General features: G+C 69.2%; 19 protein-coding genes. 12 read left to right on the top strand and 7 right to left on the bottom strand.

The features are described 5' to 3' along the window. Window positions 1-172: 172 nt before the first annotated feature. Window positions 173-1,258: a WD40/YVTN/BNR-like repeat-containing protein gene (locus NO998_RS06330; RefSeq protein WP_267646257.1), complete on the bottom strand. Its 1,086-nt coding sequence runs from the start codon at window positions 1,256-1,258 to the stop codon at window positions 173-175. 186 nt (window positions 1,259-1,444) lie between these two features. Here NO998_RS06330 and NO998_RS06325 point away from each other — a divergent pair, with 186 nt between their 5' ends. Genes NO998_RS06325 through NO998_RS06305 form a run of 5 tightly spaced genes read left to right on the top strand, consistent with a single transcriptional unit; the run spans window position 1,445 to window position 8,594 of the window. Then, the gene (locus NO998_RS06325; RefSeq protein ID WP_267646256.1) at window positions 1,445-4,291 is read left to right on the top strand and encodes a transglutaminaseTgpA domain-containing protein; all 2,847 of its coding nucleotides are present in this window, start codon (window positions 1,445-1,447) and stop codon (window positions 4,289-4,291) included. Next, entirely contained in the window at window positions 4,288-4,971 is a 684-nt protein-coding gene (locus tag NO998_RS06320) for a DUF7269 family protein (protein ID WP_267646254.1), read from the top strand. Before NO998_RS06325 ends, NO998_RS06320 begins: the two co-directional genes overlap by 4 nt. Further along, window positions 4,964-6,439, top strand: a complete 1,476-nt coding sequence (locus NO998_RS06315; RefSeq protein WP_267646252.1) for a DUF58 domain-containing protein — start codon at window positions 4,964-4,966, stop codon at window positions 6,437-6,439. The genes NO998_RS06320 and NO998_RS06315 overlap by 8 nt, the downstream gene beginning before the upstream one ends. Further along, window positions 6,439-8,046: a DUF7519 family protein gene (locus NO998_RS06310; RefSeq protein ID WP_267646251.1), complete on the top strand. Its 1,608-nt coding sequence runs from the start codon at window positions 6,439-6,441 to the stop codon at window positions 8,044-8,046. The genes NO998_RS06315 and NO998_RS06310 overlap by 1 nt, the downstream gene beginning before the upstream one ends. 41 nt (window positions 8,047-8,087) lie before the next feature. Continuing rightward, on the top strand, window positions 8,088-8,594 hold the full coding sequence (locus NO998_RS06305) for a DUF3592 domain-containing protein (protein WP_267646250.1): 507 nt from the start codon (window positions 8,088-8,090) through the stop codon (window positions 8,592-8,594). Window positions 8,595-8,603: 9 nt separating this feature from the next. On the opposite strand, the gene NO998_RS06300 is transcribed toward NO998_RS06305, so the two are convergent. From NO998_RS06300 to NO998_RS06290, 3 genes are all read right to left on the bottom strand, one after another. Continuing rightward, window positions 8,604-9,557, bottom strand: a complete 954-nt coding sequence (locus NO998_RS06300) for an AAA family ATPase (protein ID WP_267646249.1) — start codon at window positions 9,555-9,557, stop codon at window positions 8,604-8,606. 98 nt (window positions 9,558-9,655) lie between these two features. Continuing rightward, window positions 9,656-10,903: an orc1/cdc6 family replication initiation protein gene (locus NO998_RS06295; RefSeq protein WP_267646248.1), complete on the bottom strand. Its 1,248-nt coding sequence runs from the start codon at window positions 10,901-10,903 to the stop codon at window positions 9,656-9,658. A 387-nt stretch (window positions 10,904-11,290) separates the two neighbouring features. Then, on the bottom strand, window positions 11,291-12,781 hold the full coding sequence (locus tag NO998_RS06290) for an aldehyde dehydrogenase family protein (RefSeq protein ID WP_267646247.1): 1,491 nt from the start codon (window positions 12,779-12,781) through the stop codon (window positions 11,291-11,293). 145 nt (window positions 12,782-12,926) lie between these two features. Here NO998_RS06290 and NO998_RS06285 point away from each other — a divergent pair, with 145 nt between their 5' ends. Together NO998_RS06285 and NO998_RS06280 are read left to right on the top strand one after the other, a co-directional pair. Beyond that, window positions 12,927-13,724 (top strand): SDR family oxidoreductase, encoded by a 798-nt coding sequence (locus tag NO998_RS06285; RefSeq protein ID WP_267646246.1) that lies wholly within the window; start codon window positions 12,927-12,929, stop codon window positions 13,722-13,724. A 65-nt stretch (window positions 13,725-13,789) separates the two neighbouring features. Then, a complete protein-coding gene (locus tag NO998_RS06280) occupies window positions 13,790-14,200 on the top strand; it encodes a Rieske (2Fe-2S) protein (RefSeq protein WP_267646245.1) in 411 nt (136 codons plus the stop codon). 16 nt (window positions 14,201-14,216) lie between these two features. On the opposite strand, the gene NO998_RS06275 is transcribed toward NO998_RS06280, so the two are convergent. Then, on the bottom strand, window positions 14,217-14,825 hold the full coding sequence (locus tag NO998_RS06275; protein ID WP_267646244.1) for a TetR/AcrR family transcriptional regulator: 609 nt from the start codon (window positions 14,823-14,825) through the stop codon (window positions 14,217-14,219). A 199-nt stretch (window positions 14,826-15,024) separates the two neighbouring features. Then, on the bottom strand, window positions 15,025-15,627 hold the full coding sequence (sod, locus tag NO998_RS06270) for a superoxide dismutase (RefSeq protein WP_267646243.1): 603 nt from the start codon (window positions 15,625-15,627) through the stop codon (window positions 15,025-15,027). 202 nt (window positions 15,628-15,829) lie between these two features. Here sod and NO998_RS06265 point away from each other — a divergent pair, with 202 nt between their 5' ends. Both NO998_RS06265 and NO998_RS06260 read left to right on the top strand, forming a co-directional pair. Continuing rightward, entirely contained in the window at window positions 15,830-16,570 is a 741-nt protein-coding gene (locus NO998_RS06265; protein ID WP_267646242.1) for a pirin family protein, read from the top strand. 83 nt (window positions 16,571-16,653) lie between these two features. Further along, entirely contained in the window at window positions 16,654-16,974 is a 321-nt protein-coding gene (locus NO998_RS06260; RefSeq protein ID WP_267646241.1) for a hypothetical protein, read from the top strand. A 15-nt stretch (window positions 16,975-16,989) separates the two neighbouring features. Here the strand turns inward: NO998_RS06260 and NO998_RS06255 are convergent, their stop codons facing one another. After that, window positions 16,990-17,862, bottom strand: a complete 873-nt coding sequence (locus NO998_RS06255) for a DUF3267 domain-containing protein (protein ID WP_267646240.1) — start codon at window positions 17,860-17,862, stop codon at window positions 16,990-16,992. Window positions 17,863-18,031: 169 nt separating this feature from the next. Between NO998_RS06255 and NO998_RS06250 the strand changes: the two genes are divergently transcribed. From NO998_RS06250 to NO998_RS06240, 3 genes are all read left to right on the top strand, one after another. Continuing rightward, the gene (locus tag NO998_RS06250; RefSeq protein ID WP_267646239.1) at window positions 18,032-18,274 is read left to right on the top strand and encodes a hypothetical protein; all 243 of its coding nucleotides are present in this window, start codon (window positions 18,032-18,034) and stop codon (window positions 18,272-18,274) included. After that, on the top strand, window positions 18,274-19,032 hold the full coding sequence (locus NO998_RS06245; RefSeq protein WP_267646238.1) for an aspartate/glutamate racemase family protein: 759 nt from the start codon (window positions 18,274-18,276) through the stop codon (window positions 19,030-19,032). Before NO998_RS06250 ends, NO998_RS06245 begins: the two co-directional genes overlap by 1 nt. A 264-nt stretch (window positions 19,033-19,296) precedes the next feature. Beyond that, window positions 19,297-20,778 (top strand): amidase, encoded by a 1,482-nt coding sequence (locus NO998_RS06240; protein WP_267646236.1) that lies wholly within the window; start codon window positions 19,297-19,299, stop codon window positions 20,776-20,778. The last annotated feature ends 28 nt before the right edge of the window (window positions 20,779-20,806 follow it).

Genomic DNA, 20,806 nt, shown 5'->3' with positions numbered 1-20,806 from the left:
GCGAAGTACGGCGCCCCCGAGAAGAGGGGAGTGACCCGCCCCGAGGTAGCGGCGCAAGTACTGTGGCACCGGCGCCGTGTCGACCCCCCTCGCGTGAGGTCGACCCGCAGAACACACCCCCGTTCTTGTGTTCCGGACGGGTCAAGGGGCGAAACGGGGTTGTTCGGGCGGTTTACTCGAACTGCTTCTGCTGCTGATCGATTCCGTCCTTCATCCGGTCTTCCCGCTGTTGGCGGTCGGTCGTCTCCATCTGGTTGCCGTCGCCTTGGTAGGTCTCGCCTCGGCCGTCGAAGTTGTCGCCGTCCGCGGACTTCCCCGCCGATCGGGTGGTGCCGCGCGGGCGCTCGATCACGGTGCCGTTCTTCCCGACAGCCACGTCGAACGCGCTGCCCAGTCGGATGGCGTTGAGCGCGTTCTTGGTCGGCGAGGGGATCTCCTCCCAGCGCTCCTTCCCGGTTCGCTGGTAGATGTTCCCGTTGGCGCCGATACAGACCATCTGGCGCTTGCGGCTCCCCTCATCGTAGACGTCGATGGCGGTCAGGGAGGTGGTCTCGGCGACGCCGATGGGCGTCCAGTTGTTGTAGGAGTCGTCGTAGCGGTAGATCCGGCCGTCACCGGCGGCCACGTAGACCCGCTGGTTCGTGCCGGCGTAGATGTCGTAGAACTTCACCTGCGCGTTGACGATGCCGATGTCCTTCCAGCCGTCCTCGGCGGTCGTCTTGAACGCGTTGCCGGAGGTGTCGACGCCGAAGCCGATGCCGTCGGGGGTGGCCGCGAGCGCGGCCATCTTCGACCCCTTCCCCGCCGGCTTGTCCAGTTGGCCCCAGTCCACGTCGAAGCCGTCGATGGTGAACGGCAGGATCTCCCCCGAACCGTTGGCGGCGAGACCCTTCTCCTTGCCCCGCTCGCCGGCGATGGCGATCCCCTCCCACGTCGAGGTCATCTCGTTGGGGTAGGAGTAGTCGAACTTCTTGCGCTCCTCCACGTCGTAACACGCCATCGCCCCCGACGAGCCGAGCATCCAGACGCGTTCGCCGTCGCTGGTCACGTCCATGGCTCGCATCTGGTTGTCCCGCGTCGACGGACCGTCGTCGAAGACGATCTCCCAGCCCTCGCCGCGGTCCGCGACCAGGTGCCCCCCACTGCCCACCGCATAGAGCCCCTGCGTCGTCTGTGCCACGTCGAACAGCGTGATGTCGAAAGGAGTCTCGACGACTCGCCACTCCGGTCGCTCCCCGTCTTCACCGAGTTGCCACATGGGTTCGGGGACTCAAGACTAACTGATAAAGTCCCCATTGACTTCCGTTGACACGTTCTCGGCGGCGGTGTCCAAGTGCCACACACCGCCGCCGTCGGCGACGCTGACGCCGTGTTTCGGCCAAGCCATGTGGGTGATTCACACCGCATCATTCATGTCACCCCGGACAATCGTACTGAACGATACGTGAGCGACGACAACGGAACCGTCGACCTCGGCTCGGATCGTCGGTGGTGGCGGGTCGTACTGACGCTGGTCTGTGTCGCCGCGGTGGTGCTTGCGAGCATCGCGCTGCCGCTGTTCGTCGGCGACGCGTCGCCGCCAGCCGCGCAGTTCGACCTCGGCCAGCCGCTGAGCGCGGGCGCTCAAGGCGCGGGCATCCCCGCCAGCGCCGCCGGCGCGTTGGGCGCGCTGAGTTCGCTGAGTCAACTCTCCGCCGGGAGCAGTCAGGGAAGCGAGGCGGCGAACCCCTACAGCAGCCTGAACCAGGAGGTGCACTTCGTCGTCGAGAGCGACCGACCCAGCTACTGGCGGACCGGTTCGTTCGACCGCTACACCGGGCAGGGCTGGGAGCGCACCGGCGAGGCGGCCGACTTCGACGGCACCGCGCCCATCGAGGGCGCCGCCGGCGAACGGGTCAGGTACCAAGTGACCCTCGCACAGCCAGCGACGGCGCTACCGACCGTCTGGCAACCCGAATCGGTCTCGCTGTCGGGCTACCCCCTCGAACTCGGGCCGGGACGGTCGATCAGTAGCGGGGAACAGGTGCCCGCCGGCACGACCTACGTCGGCGAGTCCGTCGCGCCGCCGGACGACCCGGAGACCCTCCGCGCGGCCGGCGACCAGTACCCCGCCGACGTCGAGCGCGTCTACACGAGCCTCCCGCCGAACCGGGACACCGAACGCGTCGGCGCTTTCACCGCGGAACTGACCGCCGATGCCGAGAACCCCTACGAGACGGCCGTTCTGATCGAGGAGTGGCTGGAGTCGAACAAGGAGTACTCGCTGAACGCGAGCCACGACCGGGAGAACGGGACGATCACCTCCGAGTTCGTCTTCGAGATGGACGCCGGCTACTGTGAGTACTTCGCCACCGCGATGACGACGATGCTGCGGACGCAGGGCGTCCCCGCCCGGTACGTCGTCGGCTACGCCCCCGGCGAGCAGACTGGGCCGAACGAGTACACGGTTCGCGGGATGCACGCACACGCGTGGGTCGAAGTGTACTTCCCCGAGGTCGGCTGGGTCCGCTTCGACCCGACGCCGAGCGCGGAGCGAGAGCAGACCGAAGAGGCGGCGCTCGAGGAGACGCCGACCCCGACACCGACCGAGTCTCCGACGCCGACCCCTGCACCGACGCCGGCCCCGACCGAGTCCCCGACGCCGACGCCCACGCCGACTTCGACACCGAACACGGCGGTTCCGGGCGAGCAGAACGGGACCACGGAGAACGGCACCGAGGCACCGCCGACCGCGACGGCGACTCCCACGCCGACACCGTCGCCGACGGAGCAGCCCATCTCGGTCTCGCTCAACCGAACCGCCGTCCCCGGCGCCACCGTCGAAGTGACGGTCACGCGCGGCGGCGAACCGGTCGCCGGCGCACAGGTGCTGTTCAACGGCGACCCGATCGGACGGACCGACGCCGAGGGCACCGTCGTCGGCGAGGTGCCCTACACACAGCGGCTCGACGTGACGGTTCGAACCGACACCGCCGCGACCCTGCCGCCGCCAGGTGACGCGCCGCGTGCCGTCGACGGTTACGCCTTCCAGACCGACGAGAACACGAGTTTTACCCTGAACACGAACGCCACCGTCTCGTTCGTCGGGACAGTCCGGAGCGACGCCGAAGTGACGCTGGTCGCCACTATCGACGACGTGCCGGTCCGCGACGCCGTCGTCACGCGCAACGGCGAGCAGATCGGCCGCACGGGCGACCGCGGGCAGTTGACCGTCAGGCTGCCGAGCGACCCGGGCGAGTACGAGTACGCCATCAGCCGCGGGAGCGTCAGCGGGAGCGAGACGGTCTCGATTCGGGAACTGGCGCTGAACTACAGCGTCGGCTGGCCGGCGACGATTCCGTTCGCGCCGGTAACGCTCAACGCGACGCTGGGCGACCAGCCGCTGTCGAACGGCACCGTCTCCATCGACGGCGAAGTGGCCGGGACGACCGGGGCGAACGGCACCGCGCTTGCTCGACTCCCGCCCGCTGACTCGGTCACGCTCGCGGTCACGGCCCACGGCCAACGTGCTTCCGTCACCATCGACGGTCTCTACGGGACGCTCGGCCGCCTGCTCGCCGCCCTCCTCGCGGCCATCGCCGCCGTCTTCGGCGTCGCGTACTACCGCGGGGTGACGCCCCGGGGCCTGCTCGGCCGGATGGGCGACAGCATCCGCCAGGGGTATCAGCTGATCCTGATGAGCGTCGTCTCGCTCTCGGACGCGCTGAGTCGCGGCGTCGACGCCGCGGTGACCGCGCTCCGGAACGCCGCCGACCGACTGACGGAACTCGCCGCCGAACTCTACGCGCGGACCAAGACGCCCGGACAGGTCGGGTCGGCCATCGTCGCCGCCCTCACGGCGTGGGCGGTGTCGGTCGCTGCGGCGATCAGTTCGCTGCCCGAGCGACTCCTCGACTGGGTCCGAAACCCCCGACCAGACGACGCCGAAACCGACGAGGCGTCGGACACGGCGGCGACGGCCGACGAGGATCCGGAGACCGCCGCGGCCCGCGAGCGGGTTCGCCGGGCGTGGCAGCGGTTCCTCTCGCTGTTGCCGCTGGGCAGGGTACGGACGCTGACTCCCGGCGAAGTGGCTCGCTTCGCCGTCGACGACGCGAACCTCCCCGCTGGCCCGGTCGAGCGACTGCGTGACGCCTACCGGGAGGTGTCCTACGGCGGGGCCGACCCCGCTACTCAGCGGGACGCCGCCGAGTCGGCCGTCGACGCCCTCGACGCGTCCTCGGGTGGCGGTGCCGACGACGGGGCCGCCGATCCGGCCCCCGACGACGCGAACGGAGGTGGGACCGCGTGAGCGCGCTCCGATGGCTCGGGCGGGCGCTGATCACGCTCGCGCTGTTGGCGGCGCTGGGCGTGGCAGCGGCGCTGGTGTTCGCTCCCGGGGTAACCGGCCCCGCCGAGGCCGCGCTCGCACCGGCGGTCGACCTGATCGAGGAGTTCGACACCGAACAGACCCTCTTCGTCGTGGTCGGCGTCGTGGCGGCGATGTCGCTGTTCGTGGGTATGATCCGGAAGCTGTCGGGCGGCGGCGACCCCGAACCGGTGTTGGTCGAGGACGGCGACCGGCCGCCCGAATCCGTGAGCGTCGATCCCGCGACGGTCACCGGCGCCGGCGCCGACCGTTCGATCGAGGACATCGAGTCGCTGGAGGACGCCCGGGCACGGCGGCGCGGGCTATCGAAGACGGCCGTGGCGGCGCTCCAGACCGCCGGCGAGTCCCCGGAGCGTGCCCAGCGCCGGATCGCGCAGGGTGCGTGGACCGACGACGAACTCGCCGCGGGGTTCCTCGGATCGGACGCGCCGGTGCCGCTGCTGGCGCGCCTCCGGGGCTGGCTCGACGGGGCCAGCGAGGGGCGTCGGCGGGTCGTCCGCAGCATCGACGCCGTCGGCGAACTCGCGGCGGCGCCCGACGCGGCCACGCGGATGCCGGTCGAAGCGGACGAGGAGACGGATGGGGTGACAACCGATGAGTGAGGCAACCCAACGGCCGAAGACGGCGGAACCGGACGACGATCAGCCCCCCGAAACCGAGGACGAGACCGCGGCTGAGCCGGTGGACGACGTTGCAGGCCCGTCGAACGAGTCGGGGAGTTCCCTGCGGATGTTTCGCCGGGTCCGGCGCGTCGCCCCCTGGAGCGTCTGGCTCGTGGCCGGCTTCTTCCTGGTCAGCTTGGGGGTGTTCTACGGGGAGGCGACGCTGCTCGCGGGAGCGGCGGTGCCGTTCGCCTACGTCGGCTACGCCGCGCTCTCGACGCTCCCCACCGGACTGTCCGTCGATGTCGAGCGCCGCGTCGACGAGCGGCGACTCACGCCCGGCGATCCGGTCGAAGTGACCGTTTCGGTCACCAACACGGGCGAGACGGTACTGACCGACCTCCGGGTCGTCGACGGCGTCCCCGAGGAACTCGCGGTGGTCGAAGGCTCCCCCCGCGCGTCGATGGCGCTACGCCCCGGCTCGACCGGGACGTTCTCTTACAGCGTGATCGCAAAGCGCGGGGACTTCGGGTTCGGCGACGCGCGGCTGATCGTTCGCTCGCTGCTGGGCACGGACGCCGCCACGCTGTCGGCGACGGTCGCCGGTGCCGACTCCATCGACTGTACCGACCCCGCCGCACTCGCCGGGCTGGATCGGGCCACACGGCTCCGGACCGGTGTCACACAGAGCGACCAGGGCGGCGAGGGCCTGGAGTTCCACTCGACCCGGGAGTACCGGCCGGGTGACGCGCGGAACCGTGTCAACTGGCGCCAGTACGCCAAATCCGGCGAACTGGTCACCACGGAGTTCAGACAGGAGCGGGCGGCCCGGGAGGTCGTGTTGCTCGACGTGCGCCCGACTACGCGGCGCTCCTCCGCACCGACACACCCGACCGGCGCCGAGTACGCCGCTTACGCCGCTGAAGCGGCGGTCGAGCGCTACCGGTCGCTCGGCCACCGCGTCTCGCTCGCCGTTCTCGGCGTCGACGCCGCCGACGTGGACGTGTCGGTCCGAACGGCCGGGGACGCACTCTGGATCGAGGACGCCGCCAGTGAGGCCGGGCGCCGGGCCGCCGACGCCACCTTCACGGCCGCGGCCGACGCCGCCGCCGTACGAACGCCGGGACGGGGGCCGGGGGAGTCGCTCACCGAACGCCGGACGACCGAGCCCAAGGGCGTCTCGGGGCTGATCGCCCAGTTCCCCGACCGGGCCGAACTGTTGGTCGTCTCGCCGCTGGTGGATCGGGCGCCGCTCTCCTACGCCAAGCGCGCGGCCGTCGTGGGGAACACGCCGACGCTCCTCTCGCCGGACCCGACCGGCGATCGGACGCCGGGTGGGCGGCTGAGCGGCGCTCGACGGGACGTTCGCCTGCGGGAGGCCCGCGGCGTCTGTGACCGCGTGATCGACTGGCCCGCGGACCGTTCGCTCTCCGCTGTCGCCGCCGCCGTTGACGGGGGTGGTCACTGATGGCGACTGATTCCGCCGACGGCGCCGGCGCCGAGACGGTGACGGCGCTTCCCGAACGGAACTGGCGTCCCCCACGTGCGGGGTCGGCGCTCGCGGCGCTGATCGTCGTGGTCGGCTGCTGGCTACTGGCGGACGCGCTGGGCGCCCTCGACTCGCTATCTATCGCCGCCGGCGGTGCGGCCGGGATGGCCGTCGTGGTCTGGCTGCTCGGCTGGGACCGCTACAGCATGGCCGGGACGCTGCTCGGCGTGACGCTCGCACCCCTCGCGGGCGGCCTGCTGTTCGCCGGGGTCGGCTACGCGCTGATCGCACAGTTGGGCGGGATCGTTCCACAGGGGACGGTGTTCGTCGCACTCAGTATCGTGCTCGCGGCGTTCGGCGCGGCGTCGATCCCCGGGGACTCCGCCGACGGCGAGGGTGTCGCCGCCGCCGCGAAGAGCACGATGATCGCCGCGGTGGCGCTGATCGTGGTGGCTGGCGGCTTCGTCGGGAACGCGATCCGACAGGCCGAGGAGATGGAGCCGTTCGCGGCCCTGCCGGCGCTGGAGACGGTTCCGTCGCTGTTCCCCGAAGCGACGATGGTGCCCCCGTTCGGGGTGTTCCTGCTGCTCACGTCGCTCGCCCTGCTCGCGCTCCAGGGGGCGCTGACGGCGCTTCCGGTCGCTGAGCTACTCGACGACCGCTCGGGCGACGACGACGCCGTGGTAGCGGCGTTCGAGCGCCTGTGTTGGCTGCTGGGGTGGGCGAAATTCGGCGTCGTGCTCGGCATCGTTCTGGTCGGAGCCCGCCTCGTGATGGGCCCGGCCTACGCCGCGATATGGACGACCGTTCCCGGGGGGCTCTACGGCCTGCTCGCGTGGCTCTCGACCTCCGAGGGGCTCCGTTGGCTGACGGTGCGCGTGCTCGTCGTCAGCGTCTGTATCGTCCTCGCCGTACGGGTGCTCCGACGGCTCCACCGTGCCGGGATCAGCGAACACCTCGGAAAATTCGCCGTACTCGCGGGCATCGGGACGGCGTTCGCCGCCGGCTGGTTCGGCCACGAACTGATCCTGAACACGGTGTTGGGCGAACTGGAGCGCTCGCTGCCCGGCCCGGTCGCCGACCTCGTGCTCGAACAGGCCGGCACCGTCGTCGACTACTACTCCGGGGAGGTCGTCGCGCTCGGGCTGGTCGCCGTGGGGACGGCGACGGGTGCGGGCGCGTTGGCCTTCCTGCGGGGCGGGATGCTGTTCGGGGTGGTGCCCCGACGCCACACCGCAACCACGCTCGCCGGCGCGGGGCTGCTCGCAGCCGGTGGGTTCGCCGCGGCACTCAGCGTGCCGGCGAGCCACGCGCTTGGCGTGATGGTCGGCGCCGTCGTCGTCTGGGACATCGGCCGCTTCGGCGTGGGACTCGGCCGGGACGTGGGCCGCCGGGCGCCGTCGCTGCCGGTGCAGTTCGTCCGCGTCCTGACGGCGGTCCTGATCGGCGGCGTCACCGCCGCGGCCGGACTGGCGGCCGTCTCGTCGACGACGTCGGTGTCGCTGGCGACCGAGACGACCGCGGCGCTGGTGCTGTTCGTCACGCTCGGAGTGGCGTTCCTCGCCAGCCTGGTGTTGGCGCGATAGGTTCGATCAGTTTACAGGCGGCGCGCCATGGACTGTCGGCGATGAGCGACGACGGTTTCACCGTCCGAATAGGCGGTCGGGAGGTCGATCCGGTCCGTGGCGGCGCCCTGTTGCTCGTGGTCGGTCTCGCCGTCGGTGGGTTCGGCGCGTACGACTACCAGCAACAGCAGGCGGCACTGGACGACTCCGTCGCCGTGAACGCGACCGTACAGGAGGCCGGCGTCGAGTCGGTCGGCGGGGCCAGCAGTTCCGGCGTCGACTACCGCCCGACGGCGACGTTCACCTACCGCTACGGCGGCGAGAACTACACCAGTCACAGCGTCTTCGCCTCGGCGTCGACGCCGAACTACGACACCCGCTCGGCGGCTGAAGCAGTACTCGCGGACTACGAGGACGGCAAGGCGGCGACGGCGTACGTCGATCCCGACTCGCCGAGCGATGCGTTCCTCGTTCGTCAACCCGCGGACAGTCCGATGACGGCGGGCTTCATCGGCGCCGTGGTGGCACTCCTCGGTCTCGGCTCCCTGCTCACAGGCTATCGGCGGTAGCCCGTCCGTTCAGGCCTCCATCGCCGGGACGGGTACCTGTCCCTTGACCTCCTCGAGCACGTCGGCGGCGTCGATGCCCTCGATCTCGGCCTCGGCGGTCAGGACCAGTCGGTGGGGGAACACGTCGTCGACGATCCGCTTCACGTCGTCGGGGACCACGTACTCTCGGCCCCGCAGGGTCGCGTAGGCACGGCTCGCCTCGAACAGGTGCTGGATCCCACGCGGGGAGACGCCGACGGAGACGTGGCGGTGCTCGCGGGTCGCCCGACCGAGTTTCACGAGGTACTCCCGGACGTTGCGCTCGGCACGGACGGTCTCGGGCACGGCCTGTAAGTCACGGACCGTCGCCTCGTCGGCGACCGCCGAGACGCTGGGGACCGACTCGGTCCGGCCCGCGCGGCGGTTGATCAGTTCCATCTCCCCGTCGAAGTCGGGGTAGCCCATCGACGTCTTCACGATGAAGCGATCGCGCTGGGCCTCCGGCAGCCCGAAGGTCCCCTCCTGTTCGACGGGGTTCTGGGTGGCGATGACGACGAACGGGTCCGGAAGCTGGTGGGTCTCGCCGTCGACGGAGACCTGCCCCTCGCCCATCGCCTCCAGCAGCGCGGCCTGCGTTTTGGGGGGTGCACGGTTGATCTCGTCGGCCAGCACGACGTTGGCGAACACCGGCCCCTCGGCGAAGGTGAACTCGCCGGCCCCCTCGTTGTAGACGTTCGAGCCGGTGATGTCCGCCGGGAGCAGGTCCGGCGTGAACTGGATGCGGGTGAACGAGAGGTTCAGTGCGCCCGCGAGGCTCCGCGCCGCGAGGGTCTTCCCGGTCCCCGGCACGTCCTCCAGCAGCACGTGGCCGCCGGCCAGTACGCCCGTCATCACGGTTTCGAGGAACGATCGGTCGGTGACAACGGCGGCGCTCAGTTCGTCGATCACGTCGCCGGCACGGCCGGCGGCCTCGTCGGTATCCATTTGGGAGTAGGTATGGGCCACCCGACATGACGTTAACGGTGGGAACTGTTCGCGCACGGGTCGGCGGTCAGTCGCGACACGGGGGTCGACGGCGCGGCTCAGGCCAGCGAGACCGAGATCCGGTCGGAGTCCTCGACGAGGCCGACGATGCTCTCGTGGACACCGACGTGATCGACGAGGTCAGACATCGCCGCCAACACGAGTTCGGTGCTGTGGGAGAGTTCGTGGGCGCGGTACTGGCCGCCCGCAAGCCCGTCGTTGTGGCGACTGGAGGCCGTGATCCCCAACCCCTCGATCTCGCCGAGGAAGTCCCGAACGCGGCGGGTCGTTCGGGCGTCGTGGGTCGAACTGTCACAGAGTTCGGCGTAGCGCTCGTACACCTTCTGGGAGCGCGCCGGCGTCTCATCGGCGGCTTCGAGGGTGACCAGCGCGTAGAGCACCAGTTTGTGCTGGTCGGCAAGGTCGGCGATCCCGTCCATCACCTCCTCGCGTTCGAGTTCGCGGCGGGCCGACTCGACGTGGTCGCTGGTGACGGTGTCGGCGTTGTCCGCCCGCGCGAGGTCGGCGGCGGCCCGGAGCAGGTCGAGGGCTTTCCGCGCGTCGCCGCCGTCCTTGGCGCCGTAGGCCGAACAGAGCGGCACCACGTCGTCGGCGAGCGCACCGTCGTAGAACGCCACACTCGTCCGCTGGGAGAGCACCTGCTTGAGTTCGCCGGCGTCGTAGGGCGGGAACCGGATGTTGACCTCCGCGAGCGAGGACTTCACCTCGGGCCGGAGGTTCTCCCGGAACGCGAGGTCGTTGCTGATGCCGATGACGCCGACGCGGGCGGCGTCGACGTTGCCGTTCGAGCGGGCGCGGGGGAGTTGGTAGAGCAGCGTGTCGTCGCCGCCGATGTTGTCGACCTCGTCGAGCACGATCAGGACGGTGCCGCCGATGCTCTCGAGGGCGTCCCAGAGCTGGGAGAGCACCTCGTGCATCGGGTGGCCGGTGTTGGAGATCCCCTCGTCCGGCGGGCGGAGCTTGTTGACGAGGTTGATCGCGACCTGGTAGCTGCTGGTGAGCCCTTCGCAGTTGAGTTCGACTGTCGTGAGGTCGACGCCGTAGGTGCCGGCGTCCGCCTCCAACTGCTCGAGCAGGTAGCGGGTGACCGCCGTCTTCCCGACGCCGGTCTTCCCGTAGACGAAGATGTTGTTGGGGTCCTCGTTGTTGATGACGGGCTGGAGCGCGGTGTGGTAGCGGGCGATCTCGTCGTCGCGGCCGACCAGCTCCGCGGGCGTGTACTCCTCGGAGAGCCGGTCCCGGTCGCGGTAGAGCGAGTCGTCCGGGCTGAAGCTGATGTCTGGCATGGGTTAGCAGGCGTAGTTTCCGGTGGCTCGTCGTCGACCACCGTTTCCGCTGTTTCGTGGTGGAGTGGGGTTTCCGGTGCTGTATGAAGCTGTCGAACCGCCGCGATTCGGCGTCGACGCCGCGGGGGAGAGAGACACCACTGTTTCCAGTGCTTTCCCGGGGCGGGCGGGTGGGGAACTCCCGAAACCGGCGATGAATAGAGCAGGATTCATGTAGGGGGCGGATGAGTTAGTCCGTAGAGCAGTCGTTACTCGTCGTGTCGGCGTGGACGGCCGTCGTCCACCCTGACACGACCACTCGTTCGCTCCGTAGAGCACCGGAAACGGTGGTCTCTCTCTCCTCCTCGCGGCCACGTCGTCTTAGCGCGGCCCCGTTCAGCGGCCGCCTCAGAACGGGTAGTCGCGGGGTTCCTTCTGGACCGAGATCCACTTCGTCTCGGTGACCTCCTCGAGGAACGCGTCGCTGTTGTAGTGGCCGACCCCGGAGGCGCCGACGCCGCTGAAGGGGACGTGGGCCTCGTCGTTGATCGGCTGGTCGTTGATGTGGACGTTGCCGGTCTCCATCCCGTGGGCGATCTTCTCGGCGACCCCGAGGTCGCCGGCGTGAACCGCCCCCGAGAGGCCGTACTCAGTGTCGTTGGCCAGTTCGATCGCCTCCTCGACCGTCGAGAACGGGATCACGGGCGCGATGGGGCCGAAGTGCTCGTTGCACGCCGCGGCCATCTCGTTGTCCACGTCCGAGAGCACCGTCGGCGCGACGACGAGTGAGTCCTCGACGCCGTCGAGGTCGACCGTCTCGCCACCCGTCTCGAGCGTCGCGCCGGCGTCGACGGTCCGCTCGACGTACTCCAGCATCTCGTCGCGCTGGGACTCGTCGATGATCGGCCCGACGACGGTGCCCTCCTCGTGGGCACTCCCGGCGGGCAGTTCCGCGGCGCGCTCGGTCAGGCGTTCGACGTACTCGTCGTAGACGCTCTCGTGGACGATGTGGCGGTTGATCGAGATACAGACCTGTCCCTGGTGGACGAAGCTCCCGAACACGGCGCCGTCGATGGCGCGGTCGAGGTCGGCGTCTCCCGTGACGACGTGGGCGTTGTTGCCGCCGAGTTCCATCGCCGGCACCGCGAGGTTCTCACCCGCGAGGCCGGCGACGTGGCGGCCGACCTCGGTGGAGCCGGTGAACGCGACTACGTCGCTCTCGGGGTGGCTGGCGACGCGGTCGCCGATCTCGCTCCCCCGGCCGACGACGACGTTCAGCACGCCCTCGGGCAGGCCGGCTTCCTCCAACAGCTTGGCGAACAGGAGGCCGCCGGTGATCGGCGACTGCGTGGAGGGCTTCAGGACGACGCTGTTCCCGGCGGCGATGGCCGGCGCGACCGCCCGCATCGAGAGGTTCAGCGGGAAGTTCCACGGCGAGATCACCGTCACCACGCCCTTCGGCTCGCGGAAGAGGCGGTTCTCCTTGCCCGGGATGTTCGACTCGGCGGTCTCGCCTTTCATCCGTCGAGGGAGCGTCGCCGCCTCGCCGGCGTGGTCGCTGGCGATCTGGATGGAAGTCGCCCCCATCGCGGGGGAGCCACCGACCTCCTGAGTCAGCAGCGAGGTGATCTCGTCTTCGTGTTCCTCCAACAGTCCGAGGAGGTTCTGGACGACCTCGGCCCGCGCGGCGGGGGGCTGTTCGGCCCAGGACTCCTGTGCCTCGGCGGCGGCCTCGTAGGCGGCGTCGACGTCGGCTTCGACGCCGGCGGGCACCTCGGTCACGTCCTCCCGCGTCGAGGGGTCCTCGACGGCGATCGTTTCGCCGCTCTCGCTCGGGACGAACTCGCCGTCGATGTACTGGGTGGCCCAGTCGGCGTCGATAGAGTAGTCTTGGCTCATCGTTTGACCGTACGGTAAAGAACGTAAAGGGCGGAGCGTCCCCGGTGGGACGTACCGGTACCGGAACCCCGTTGTCGGGGCCGTGGTGGCGGCGTCAGTGCCCGCCCGGCGCCACGCTTATCGCGTCGGTGCGTGAGCGTCTCACATGGATATCGGACTACGTGACGCGCGGGCGTTCGTCCTCGCGTCGAGTAGCGGGATCGGACAGGCGGTAGCGACGGAGTTGGCCCGTGAGGGCGCGCAGGTGGTGATCTCGTCGCGCGACGAGGAGCGACTCGCCGCCGCCGCCGCGTCGATCCGTGAGGCCACGGACTGTGCGACCGACGCCGTCGAGTACGTCGTCTGTGACCTCGACGACCCCGAATCCGTCGAGTCGGGGACCGAGGCGGCGATCGAGGCGCTGGGCGGGCTGGACGTACTCGTGACCAACCACGGTGGGCCGTCGACGGCACCGCTCCCGGAGCTCTCGCTGGCCGACTTCGACGACGCCTATCAGGGTATCCTCCGCTCGACGATGGGTGCCTGCGAAGCCGCCCTGCCCGCGCTCCGGGACGGTGGGGGCGCGATCACCCACCTCGTCGCCGTCTCGGTGATGGAGCCCGACGCCCGCAGCGCGGTGTGTAACGTCTTCCGGCCCGCGATCTACGGCCTCTCGAAGACGCTCGCCGAGGAGTACGGTGCCGACGGCGTCCGCTCGAACTGCGTCGGGCCGAAGGGGATCGCTTCCGACCGCATCGACGAAAAGCTCCGCGAGCGCGCAGAACGCGAGGGGATCACGGAGGACGAAGCGCTCGCTCGGCGCGTCGCCGACCTCCCGGTCGACGACCTCGGGTCGCCAGAGACGTTCGGCAAGGTCGCGGCGTTCGTCTCCTCGCCGGCAGCGGACTACGTCACGGGGAGCCACGTCCCCGTCGACGGCGGCTGGCACCGCCACGCGTTCTGACCTGCGGACAGTCCGACTCCGGCAGAACCCGGGAGCATTTCCCCCGGGGGCGCGTGGATCGGCCGATGGCGGAGACGATCACGTCGATGTCGGCGGTGCCGGCGGACAGTTCCTTCCTGTTCAGCGTCGAGGACGCCTTCACCAACGAGCGGGAGGCCATCCTCGTGCCCTGCGAGGACGACCCCGGCGTCGAAGCGTGGATCAACGACTGTCCCCACGAGCCCCAGAAACTCGACCGGGGGATGGGGGCGGCGATGCGCGACGGCGAGATCATCTGTCCCAAACACGGCTCGATGTTCGACGCCTGTGAGGGCGGCTGCAGCAACGGGCCCGCCGCGGGGATGTCGCTGCTCCCGGTCGAGGTGGCGGTGGAGGACGGCGACGTGGTGCTCGTCGACGACAACTACGAGTTCCTGCAGGCGGGCGGCTTGGAGGACGACGACGGCCCGAGTTCGACCTCGAACATCGGCTTCTGAGTCGACGCACGGCGGCTCAGTTTTCGGGTTCGAGGGTGTCGAGCACGAACGCGTCGACGGCCTCGCGGGCCTGATCGGGGGCGTCCTCGTGGCCTAACGAGATCCGGCGTGCCCGTGCGGCGTGGATCACGTCCGTCAGTAGCTGTGCGAGGGACTCGGCGTCGACCTTGCGGAACGCCCCCTCTTCGATCCCCGCCTCGATCACCGCAGTGAGGTTCCCGCGGAGTTGCTCGTAGTGGTCGGTGAAGACGGCGCGATGGCGCTCGTCGTGGCGCGCGTGAGCGAACAGTTCGTGGTAGACGGTCATGCGCTCCCAGTGGTCGAAATCGCCAACGTCGGGGCCGAACAGGCACTGATCGAGCCGGGCAGAGAGCGTCGCCCACGGGTCGGCCGGGTCGTCGGCCTCGGGCTCCTCGTACTGCTCGATGACGTACTCCAGAAAGGACGCGATGAGGTCGTGCTTGCCGTCGAAGTGGTAGTGGATCAGCGTCCGGCTCTTCTCGAACTCCGCGCCGATGTCCCGGACCCGGAGGTCCGAGTAGCCGTGCTCGCTCAGCGCGCGGAACGTCGCCTCCATGATCTGGCGACGGGTGTCGTCGGCGGCGACCCCCTCGGGCGTGGCCATGGCGAGCGTACGGCTGGCGGGGTTATGAGCGCGGCGGACCGCAAAAGCGCACCCGGGCGGCCGTCAGCGGGGTGTGCCAACCGTCGTCGCCGCCGTCGCCGGGTGCGTGGACGAATCGTGGAAGGGCCGTTCGGCAGCCTGTGTGACGTCGCGTTCTGGTTGGCGGACGAGACCCGATGGGCTCGTCGCCGTGACTGGCTTACTCGAAGAGTTCCGTCGCCTGCTCGAAGCGGGCGGACGGCTCTTCCCAGTCGACGACCTCGAAGAACGCCTCGATGAAGTCGCCGCGGGCCGGGCCGTAGTCGTAGTAGTACGAGTGCTCCCAGACGTCGAGGGCCAGAATCGGGTGGCTGCCCCAGAGGGCGCCCTGGTCGTGCTTGTCGACCACGACGTTGCGGAGCTGGTTGCTGAAGGAGTCGTACACTAACAGCGCCCAGCCGCCCGCGGCGCCCGCGGCGGCCTCGAACTCGCCCTTCCAGGCGTCGAAGGAACCGAAGTCCTCCTCGATGCGGTCGGCGAGCGCGCCCGAAGGCTCGTCGCCGCCCTCGGGGCTCATGGACTGCCAGAACAGGTCGTGGAGGATGTGACCCGAACCGTTGTGAGTCACGTTCCCGATGGCACCCGGCGAAGAGCCGAACTCACCGTTCTCACGGTTCTCGGCCAGCGTCTCCTCGGCGCTGTTCCAGCCGTTCACGTAGCCCTGGTGGTGCGTGTCGTGGTGCCAGGTCAGCACCTGCTCGGAGATCGAGGGTTCCAGCGCGTCGTACTCGTACGGCAGCGGCGGCAGTTCGTAGTCGCTCATTGTGCAGTTCCACGTTGGACCCCACCCGGTAAGAACGTTCGCTGAAACGGATTCAAGTTCGGGAACTGAAAGGTAGTGAAGTAGCTACTAAGCGACTATCACAGCCATCCAGTCGGTCTCAGCCTTTCCTTCATAGGGATATTGAGAGTTCCGGAGTGCCGGCGCCGTGACGGTTATCCGTAGCCACCGAGTGACTCGAAGCATGTCTTTCGACCAAACGGTCAACACCGACGGCCCGATTCCCGGCGAGACGGTTCGCCACGGGACCGGTGTGAACTCGACGCGTGCGTTCCCGACCGAGGGGTACCCGCACAACCTCGACCCGTTCGTGCTGTTCGAACGCTTCTACATCGAGCCCGACGACGGCTTCCCCACTCACCCACACAAGGGGTTCGAGATCGTCTCCTACATGCTCGACGGCGGGATGGAACACGGCGACTCCCTCGGCGTGTCCCACACCGCCTACGAGGGCGACGCGATGCACATCGTCGCCGGCGGCGGCATCGAACACTCCGAGATGCCCGCCGACGGCGCGAGCTGTAACGGCCTCCAACTGTGGGTGAACCTCCCGCGCGAGAAGAAGGAGATGGACGCCAGCTACGCCGACGCGGACGCCGACGAACTCCCGACCCACGAGGTCGAGGGGGCGACGATCACCACCGTCGTCGGCGAGGGCTCCCCGCTCTCGACGGTGACGGAGATAACCTACGAGGACGTGCGCGTCGACGGGATGTGGGAGTGGACCGCCCCCGAGGGCTGGTCGGGCTTCCTCTTCGGCGTCGAGGGCGAGGGGGCCGTCGACGGCGAGGCGTTCGGCACGGGCGACGTGCTGCCGGTTTCAGAAGCCGGCGGCACCACCGTCGAGGGCGAACTCCGACTCGTCGCGGTGGCGGGCGAACCCTATGGCCAGCCGATCCAACAGCGCGGCCCGTTCGTGTTCTGAGCGGGCCGGCCCGAATCACGGTGGGGGAGTGAGGCGACAGGCGACTAGTAGCGCTTTTGAATCTGCACCCACTTTTGCGTGGTATGGCTACGCATGCATCGGCCGACGACCCGGGCCCTGCGTCGCTGCCGGAGACGGTACCGTTCGATCTGCGACAGCTGACCCGACAGAGTTGGAAGCTGGGGAGTCGGATCGTCGAGGACGCCGAGCGGTTCGGAACGTGGGCCCACACGGGCGGTGGCTGGACGCTGGCCGCGTTCGAGGCCACCGACGAGACGCTGATCCTCCAACTCCGAACCCCGGTCGGCCGGAGCCGCTTCTACGGCGCGACGCGGGCGGAGTTCCGAAACGCGGTCCCGCGCCTGACGTCGTCGCCCGACTGGGAACGCGCCGAACAGGCCTGAGCGGTACGCACGGAGTCAGGCGCGGGCGACGCGCAGATAGCTCTTGATCAGTGCGTACGCGAGGCCGATCACCGCGCCGACGCCCAAGACCGCCGGTCCGACGCCCATCGAGATCTCCGTGGGCGTGTTCGTAAAGGAGAACAGGTAGCCGACAGTTCCGGGTGTGCCGACCGTGACCGACTCGACACCCATCGCCGACAGTACGAACGGCCCGCCGACAGCCAGTAGCACCAACACTCCCAACGCCGAGATAGCCGCACCCACGAGAGCGTCCCAAACCATCGCCGTCACCGAGAGCGGGCGCGGCCGATCACCCTCTCTCCCGACGATACGGACGCCCGTCTTGTGGTCCTCGAGGCGGACGTGTGCCGGGTAGCCAAGCAGCGTCAGCGCCATCCACACGTCGGCGACGGCGCCGGCCGCGTTGGCTGCCAGCGGCACGAGCAGCCAACTCCACTCAAGCGCCACCATCACGGGTAGGCCGACGGTCGTAATGACGACCAGCGGCGTGAGGAGGACGACGATGAACTGGTTCCGCGTGAACTCGTGGTCGGTCGTCGCGTAAGCGTAAGGGAGGACGAAATGCGCGACGCCGACGCCGTAGCGTGGGTCGCCGCCGTAGTACCGGATCGCGAGCCCGTGGAGGAGTTCGTGGGGGACGATGAACACCGCCGTGAGAACGACGAGTACCAGCACGTCGAGCGCGCTCGTCCACCACCCGACCCCGGGCGTGAACTGGAGCGACGGCGGTGTACCGATGACGGTCTGGTACAGCGCCCCGAAGAGCGTGAACGCGACTGCCAACCCCAGCGTCCCGACAGCCGTCATCTGGATCGTCACCCCCCGAGTCAGTTCGAGATCGCCGAGAACGACCGGTTCCTCCGTCATGAACACGACGTCTCTCGACGAACACATATAGCCATCGTGTATCTATATATCTGATAACGCGATACAGAATGGCCGGTGTCGCGGTGAGATCGGCGTCCCGGGAGCGCAGATTGTGGTTACTGTTACCAAACTTTATGACCCCTGCATCCTTCCGCGCGAACGCGACTCCATGAGCCAGCCGACAATCAACAGGGGCGCCCTCGAACAGTTCGACGGGCACCTCTTCGACGACGTATCGATCGATGGGCCGTGGGAGCTCCGAGAGGCGTTCTCGACGCTCACACGCCGCCCCGGAACCGACGAGGGAGCGGGCTTCGACGCCAGCCGGCTCGCCCGCGAACGGAACACCGTGCTTGGTGAACTGGCACGGGCGAACCGCACCGTGGCGCGGACCACTGGAGGTGAGGCCTGATGGTCGACGTGTGCTACCTCGTTCCCGGCGTTGGCCTCCCCAGTAAGGAGAAAGAACGCCGCGAGCGTGTCGCCAACGAACTCACGCCCGGCCACGTGGACGTGACCGTGGTGGAAGCCGACGGTCCCGGCCCGACGAGCATCGAGAGCGCCGTCGAGGAGTACTGGTGTGTCGTCGGCTCGATGAAGACCGCCCACCGTATCGAAGACGAGTTCGACGCGCTGGTGATCGGCTGCTTCGGCGACCCCGGCAGCCGCGCGCTGCGGGAGCTACTGACCATCCCGGTCGTCGGTCCCGCCGAGGCAACGATCCACACCGCGGCGATGATCTCCGACCGGTTCTCGTGGCTCACGATCCTCGACGAGACGATGCCGATGAGCCACGAGCAGGCTCACGAACACCACCTCTCGGAGCGCTGTGTCAGCGTCCGGTCAGTCGACGCCCCCGTCGAGGAGATCGACCACGGCGACGACGACCTCGTCGAGCGCATGGTCCGAGAAGGGAAGGCGGCCGTCGAGGAGGACGGCGCCGAGGCGCTGTTCCCGGGCTGTATGAGCCTCTCGTTCGCCCAGCGAAATAAGGAGATCGAGGAGCGCGTCGGCGTACCGTTCCTCGACCCCGCGAGCATCGCGCTGGAGCAGGCCGCGTCGTGGGCTCGTCACGGCATCTCGCAGAGTTCGAAGACCTACCCCGAGCCGAAGTTCGAGAAGCTCGGCGATCTGTTGGGTGGGGCGCCCGCAGCGGCGGGCGACGACTGAATCACGGCGACCGACAGCCGTGATTCTGTACGACTGAGGCACGGCGACCGACAGCCAAACCCCTGCCGCCGACGATTTTTTTGCGGTCCGGACCCAGTCAGCGTGCTTCTGTACCGCCGAGGCATGACGAAGGTCAGTCATCGCCGGCCACACGAGGGTTCTGGTACGACGAAAGAATGTTCCGCCCCCTGCGAGGGGCACCGGCCGGGACGGGGAACACCTCGCCGGCGAAACTATTTGACGGCTCGATTGTGAGGAATGCACATGGACGACTCGAGCCTCACGGCCGACGACATCGGCGAGTACGCCGAACGAGCGCGCCTCGACCCGGATCGGTTCGATCCGGAGGAGCAGGCGGCCGCCATGGAGACACAGGACACACTGGTGGCCCGTCTCGACGGACTCGACATGCCGACCGCGCCCGACCGAGAGTACTGGGACCCGGACGGGGACGACGACCCGAACGCGGCGTTCCTCTCCCGGTGTGACATCCAACGAACCGACGAGGGGCTACTGGCCGGGCTGACCGTCGCGGTCAAGGACAACATCGCGGTTGCGGGGCTCCCGATGACCTGCGGGTCGCCGTTGTTCGCGGACCACGTCCCGGCCGAGGACGCGACAACGGTCGATCGGCTACTGGACGCCGGCGGACGGATCGTCGGCAAGGCCAACATGGACGAGTTCGCGCTCGGCGGCGACGCCGCGACGATGCGGTTCCGCCTGGCTCGGAACCCCAACGACCCCGACCATCAGCCGGGTGGCTCCTCGGCGGGCAGCGGCGTCGCCGTCGCGGACGGCCTCGCCGACGTGGCCCTCGGGAGCGATACCGGGGGCTCGGTTCGGTTCCCGGCGTCGTTCTGTGGGGTCGTCGGCCTGAAGCCGAGCCGTGGACTCGTTCCGCTGACGGGGTTCGTCCAGTTCTCGAAGGTGAACGACGAGATCGGGATCCTCGCGGACACGGTCGAGCACGTCGCTCGGACGCTCGCGGCCATCGCGGGACCGGACCCGAAGGACGCAGCCACGGTCGGGTCGAGCCCCGAGGCGTACGTCGATGTGGTCGCCGGCATCGACGCCGGCGCGGCCGAGACGCTCACCGTCGGCGTCCCCGAAGAACTGTTCGGCGGCGCCCGTGCCGTCGACGAGACGGTGCGAGCGGCCATCGACGCCCTCGCTGCCGCCGGCGCGACCGTCCGGGAGGTATCGATCCCTGACTTCGAGTACGCCGTGCCCGCGTGGTGGGCCATCGCGATGACGGAGGCCGCGGCATACGTCGAGGCGAACGGGAACGACTACTGGCAGCCATCGGTGACGGACCCGGCGTTCACGGCGGCCGTCGAAGCGGCGTTCGCCGAACGGACCGACGAACTCGGCGACTACCCCGCGGAGGCGTTCCTCTACGGGCAGCACCTGCTGGCCGAAGGCGAAGAGTACTACGCACGGGCCCAGCGTGCCCGGGAGTTGGTAACCGCGGGCGTCGACGACGCACTCGACGGCGTGGACGTGCTCGCGGGGCCGACGACGCCGATGGTCGCGCCTGCTTGGGAGGGGGAGAACTACCTGGCCGACAGCACGCTCGACGAAGCGGTCCGCACCACCGGCCCGTTCAACCTCACCGGCCACCCGGCCGTCTCGGTACCCTGTGGCTCGGACGATGGACTCCCGGTCGGACTGCAGTTCATCGGGCGACGTGGCGCCGATGCGAGCGCACTCCGCGCGGCGGCGATCTGGGAGGCGGTCGATCGGTAGGGGACGCGATCGACGTTTGAGGCGCGTT

Origin of the sequence: Halolamina litorea, from assembly GCF_026616205.1 — an archaeon.
Lineage (GTDB): Archaea > Halobacteriota > Halobacteria > Halobacteriales > Haloferacaceae > Halolamina > Halolamina litorea.
Note: the sequence above shows the minus strand (reverse complement) of the source record. Positions and strands in the feature narration are given on the sequence as shown.

Excerpts from the sequence above, each read along its gene's own strand:
- NO998_RS06315 (WP_267646252.1), top strand. The coding sequence starts at position 4,964 with ATGAGTGAGGCAACCCAACGGCCGAAGACGGCGGAACCGGACGACGAT.
- NO998_RS06285 (WP_267646246.1), top strand. The coding sequence starts at position 12,927 with ATGGATATCGGACTACGTGACGCGCGGGCGTTCGTCCTCGCGTCGAGT.
- sod (WP_267646243.1), bottom strand. The coding sequence starts at position 15,627 with ATGAGCGACTACGAACTGCCGCCGCTGCCGTACGAGTACGACGCGCTG.
- NO998_RS06260 (WP_267646241.1), top strand. The coding sequence starts at position 16,654 with ATGGCTACGCATGCATCGGCCGACGACCCGGGCCCTGCGTCGCTGCCG.
- NO998_RS06290 (WP_267646247.1), bottom strand. The coding sequence starts at position 12,781 with ATGAGCCAAGACTACTCTATCGACGCCGACTGGGCCACCCAGTACATC.
- NO998_RS06245 (WP_267646238.1), top strand. The coding sequence starts at position 18,274 with ATGGTCGACGTGTGCTACCTCGTTCCCGGCGTTGGCCTCCCCAGTAAG.
- NO998_RS06280 (WP_267646245.1), top strand. The coding sequence starts at position 13,790 with ATGGCGGAGACGATCACGTCGATGTCGGCGGTGCCGGCGGACAGTTCC.
- NO998_RS06250 (WP_267646239.1), top strand. The coding sequence starts at position 18,032 with ATGAGCCAGCCGACAATCAACAGGGGCGCCCTCGAACAGTTCGACGGG.
- NO998_RS06255 (WP_267646240.1), bottom strand. The coding sequence starts at position 17,862 with ATGACGGAGGAACCGGTCGTTCTCGGCGATCTCGAACTGACTCGGGGG.
- NO998_RS06295 (WP_267646248.1), bottom strand. The coding sequence starts at position 10,903 with ATGCCAGACATCAGCTTCAGCCCGGACGACTCGCTCTACCGCGACCGG.
- NO998_RS06300 (WP_267646249.1), bottom strand. The coding sequence starts at position 9,557 with ATGGATACCGACGAGGCCGCCGGCCGTGCCGGCGACGTGATCGACGAA.
- NO998_RS06275 (WP_267646244.1), bottom strand. The coding sequence starts at position 14,825 with ATGGCCACGCCCGAGGGGGTCGCCGCCGACGACACCCGTCGCCAGATC.
- NO998_RS06305 (WP_267646250.1), top strand. The coding sequence starts at position 8,088 with ATGAGCGACGACGGTTTCACCGTCCGAATAGGCGGTCGGGAGGTCGAT.
- NO998_RS06240 (WP_267646236.1), top strand. The coding sequence starts at position 19,297 with ATGGACGACTCGAGCCTCACGGCCGACGACATCGGCGAGTACGCCGAA.
- NO998_RS06330 (WP_267646257.1), bottom strand. The coding sequence starts at position 1,258 with ATGTGGCAACTCGGTGAAGACGGGGAGCGACCGGAGTGGCGAGTCGTC.
- NO998_RS06265 (WP_267646242.1), top strand. The coding sequence starts at position 15,830 with ATGTCTTTCGACCAAACGGTCAACACCGACGGCCCGATTCCCGGCGAG.
- NO998_RS06310 (WP_267646251.1), top strand. The coding sequence starts at position 6,439 with ATGGCGACTGATTCCGCCGACGGCGCCGGCGCCGAGACGGTGACGGCG.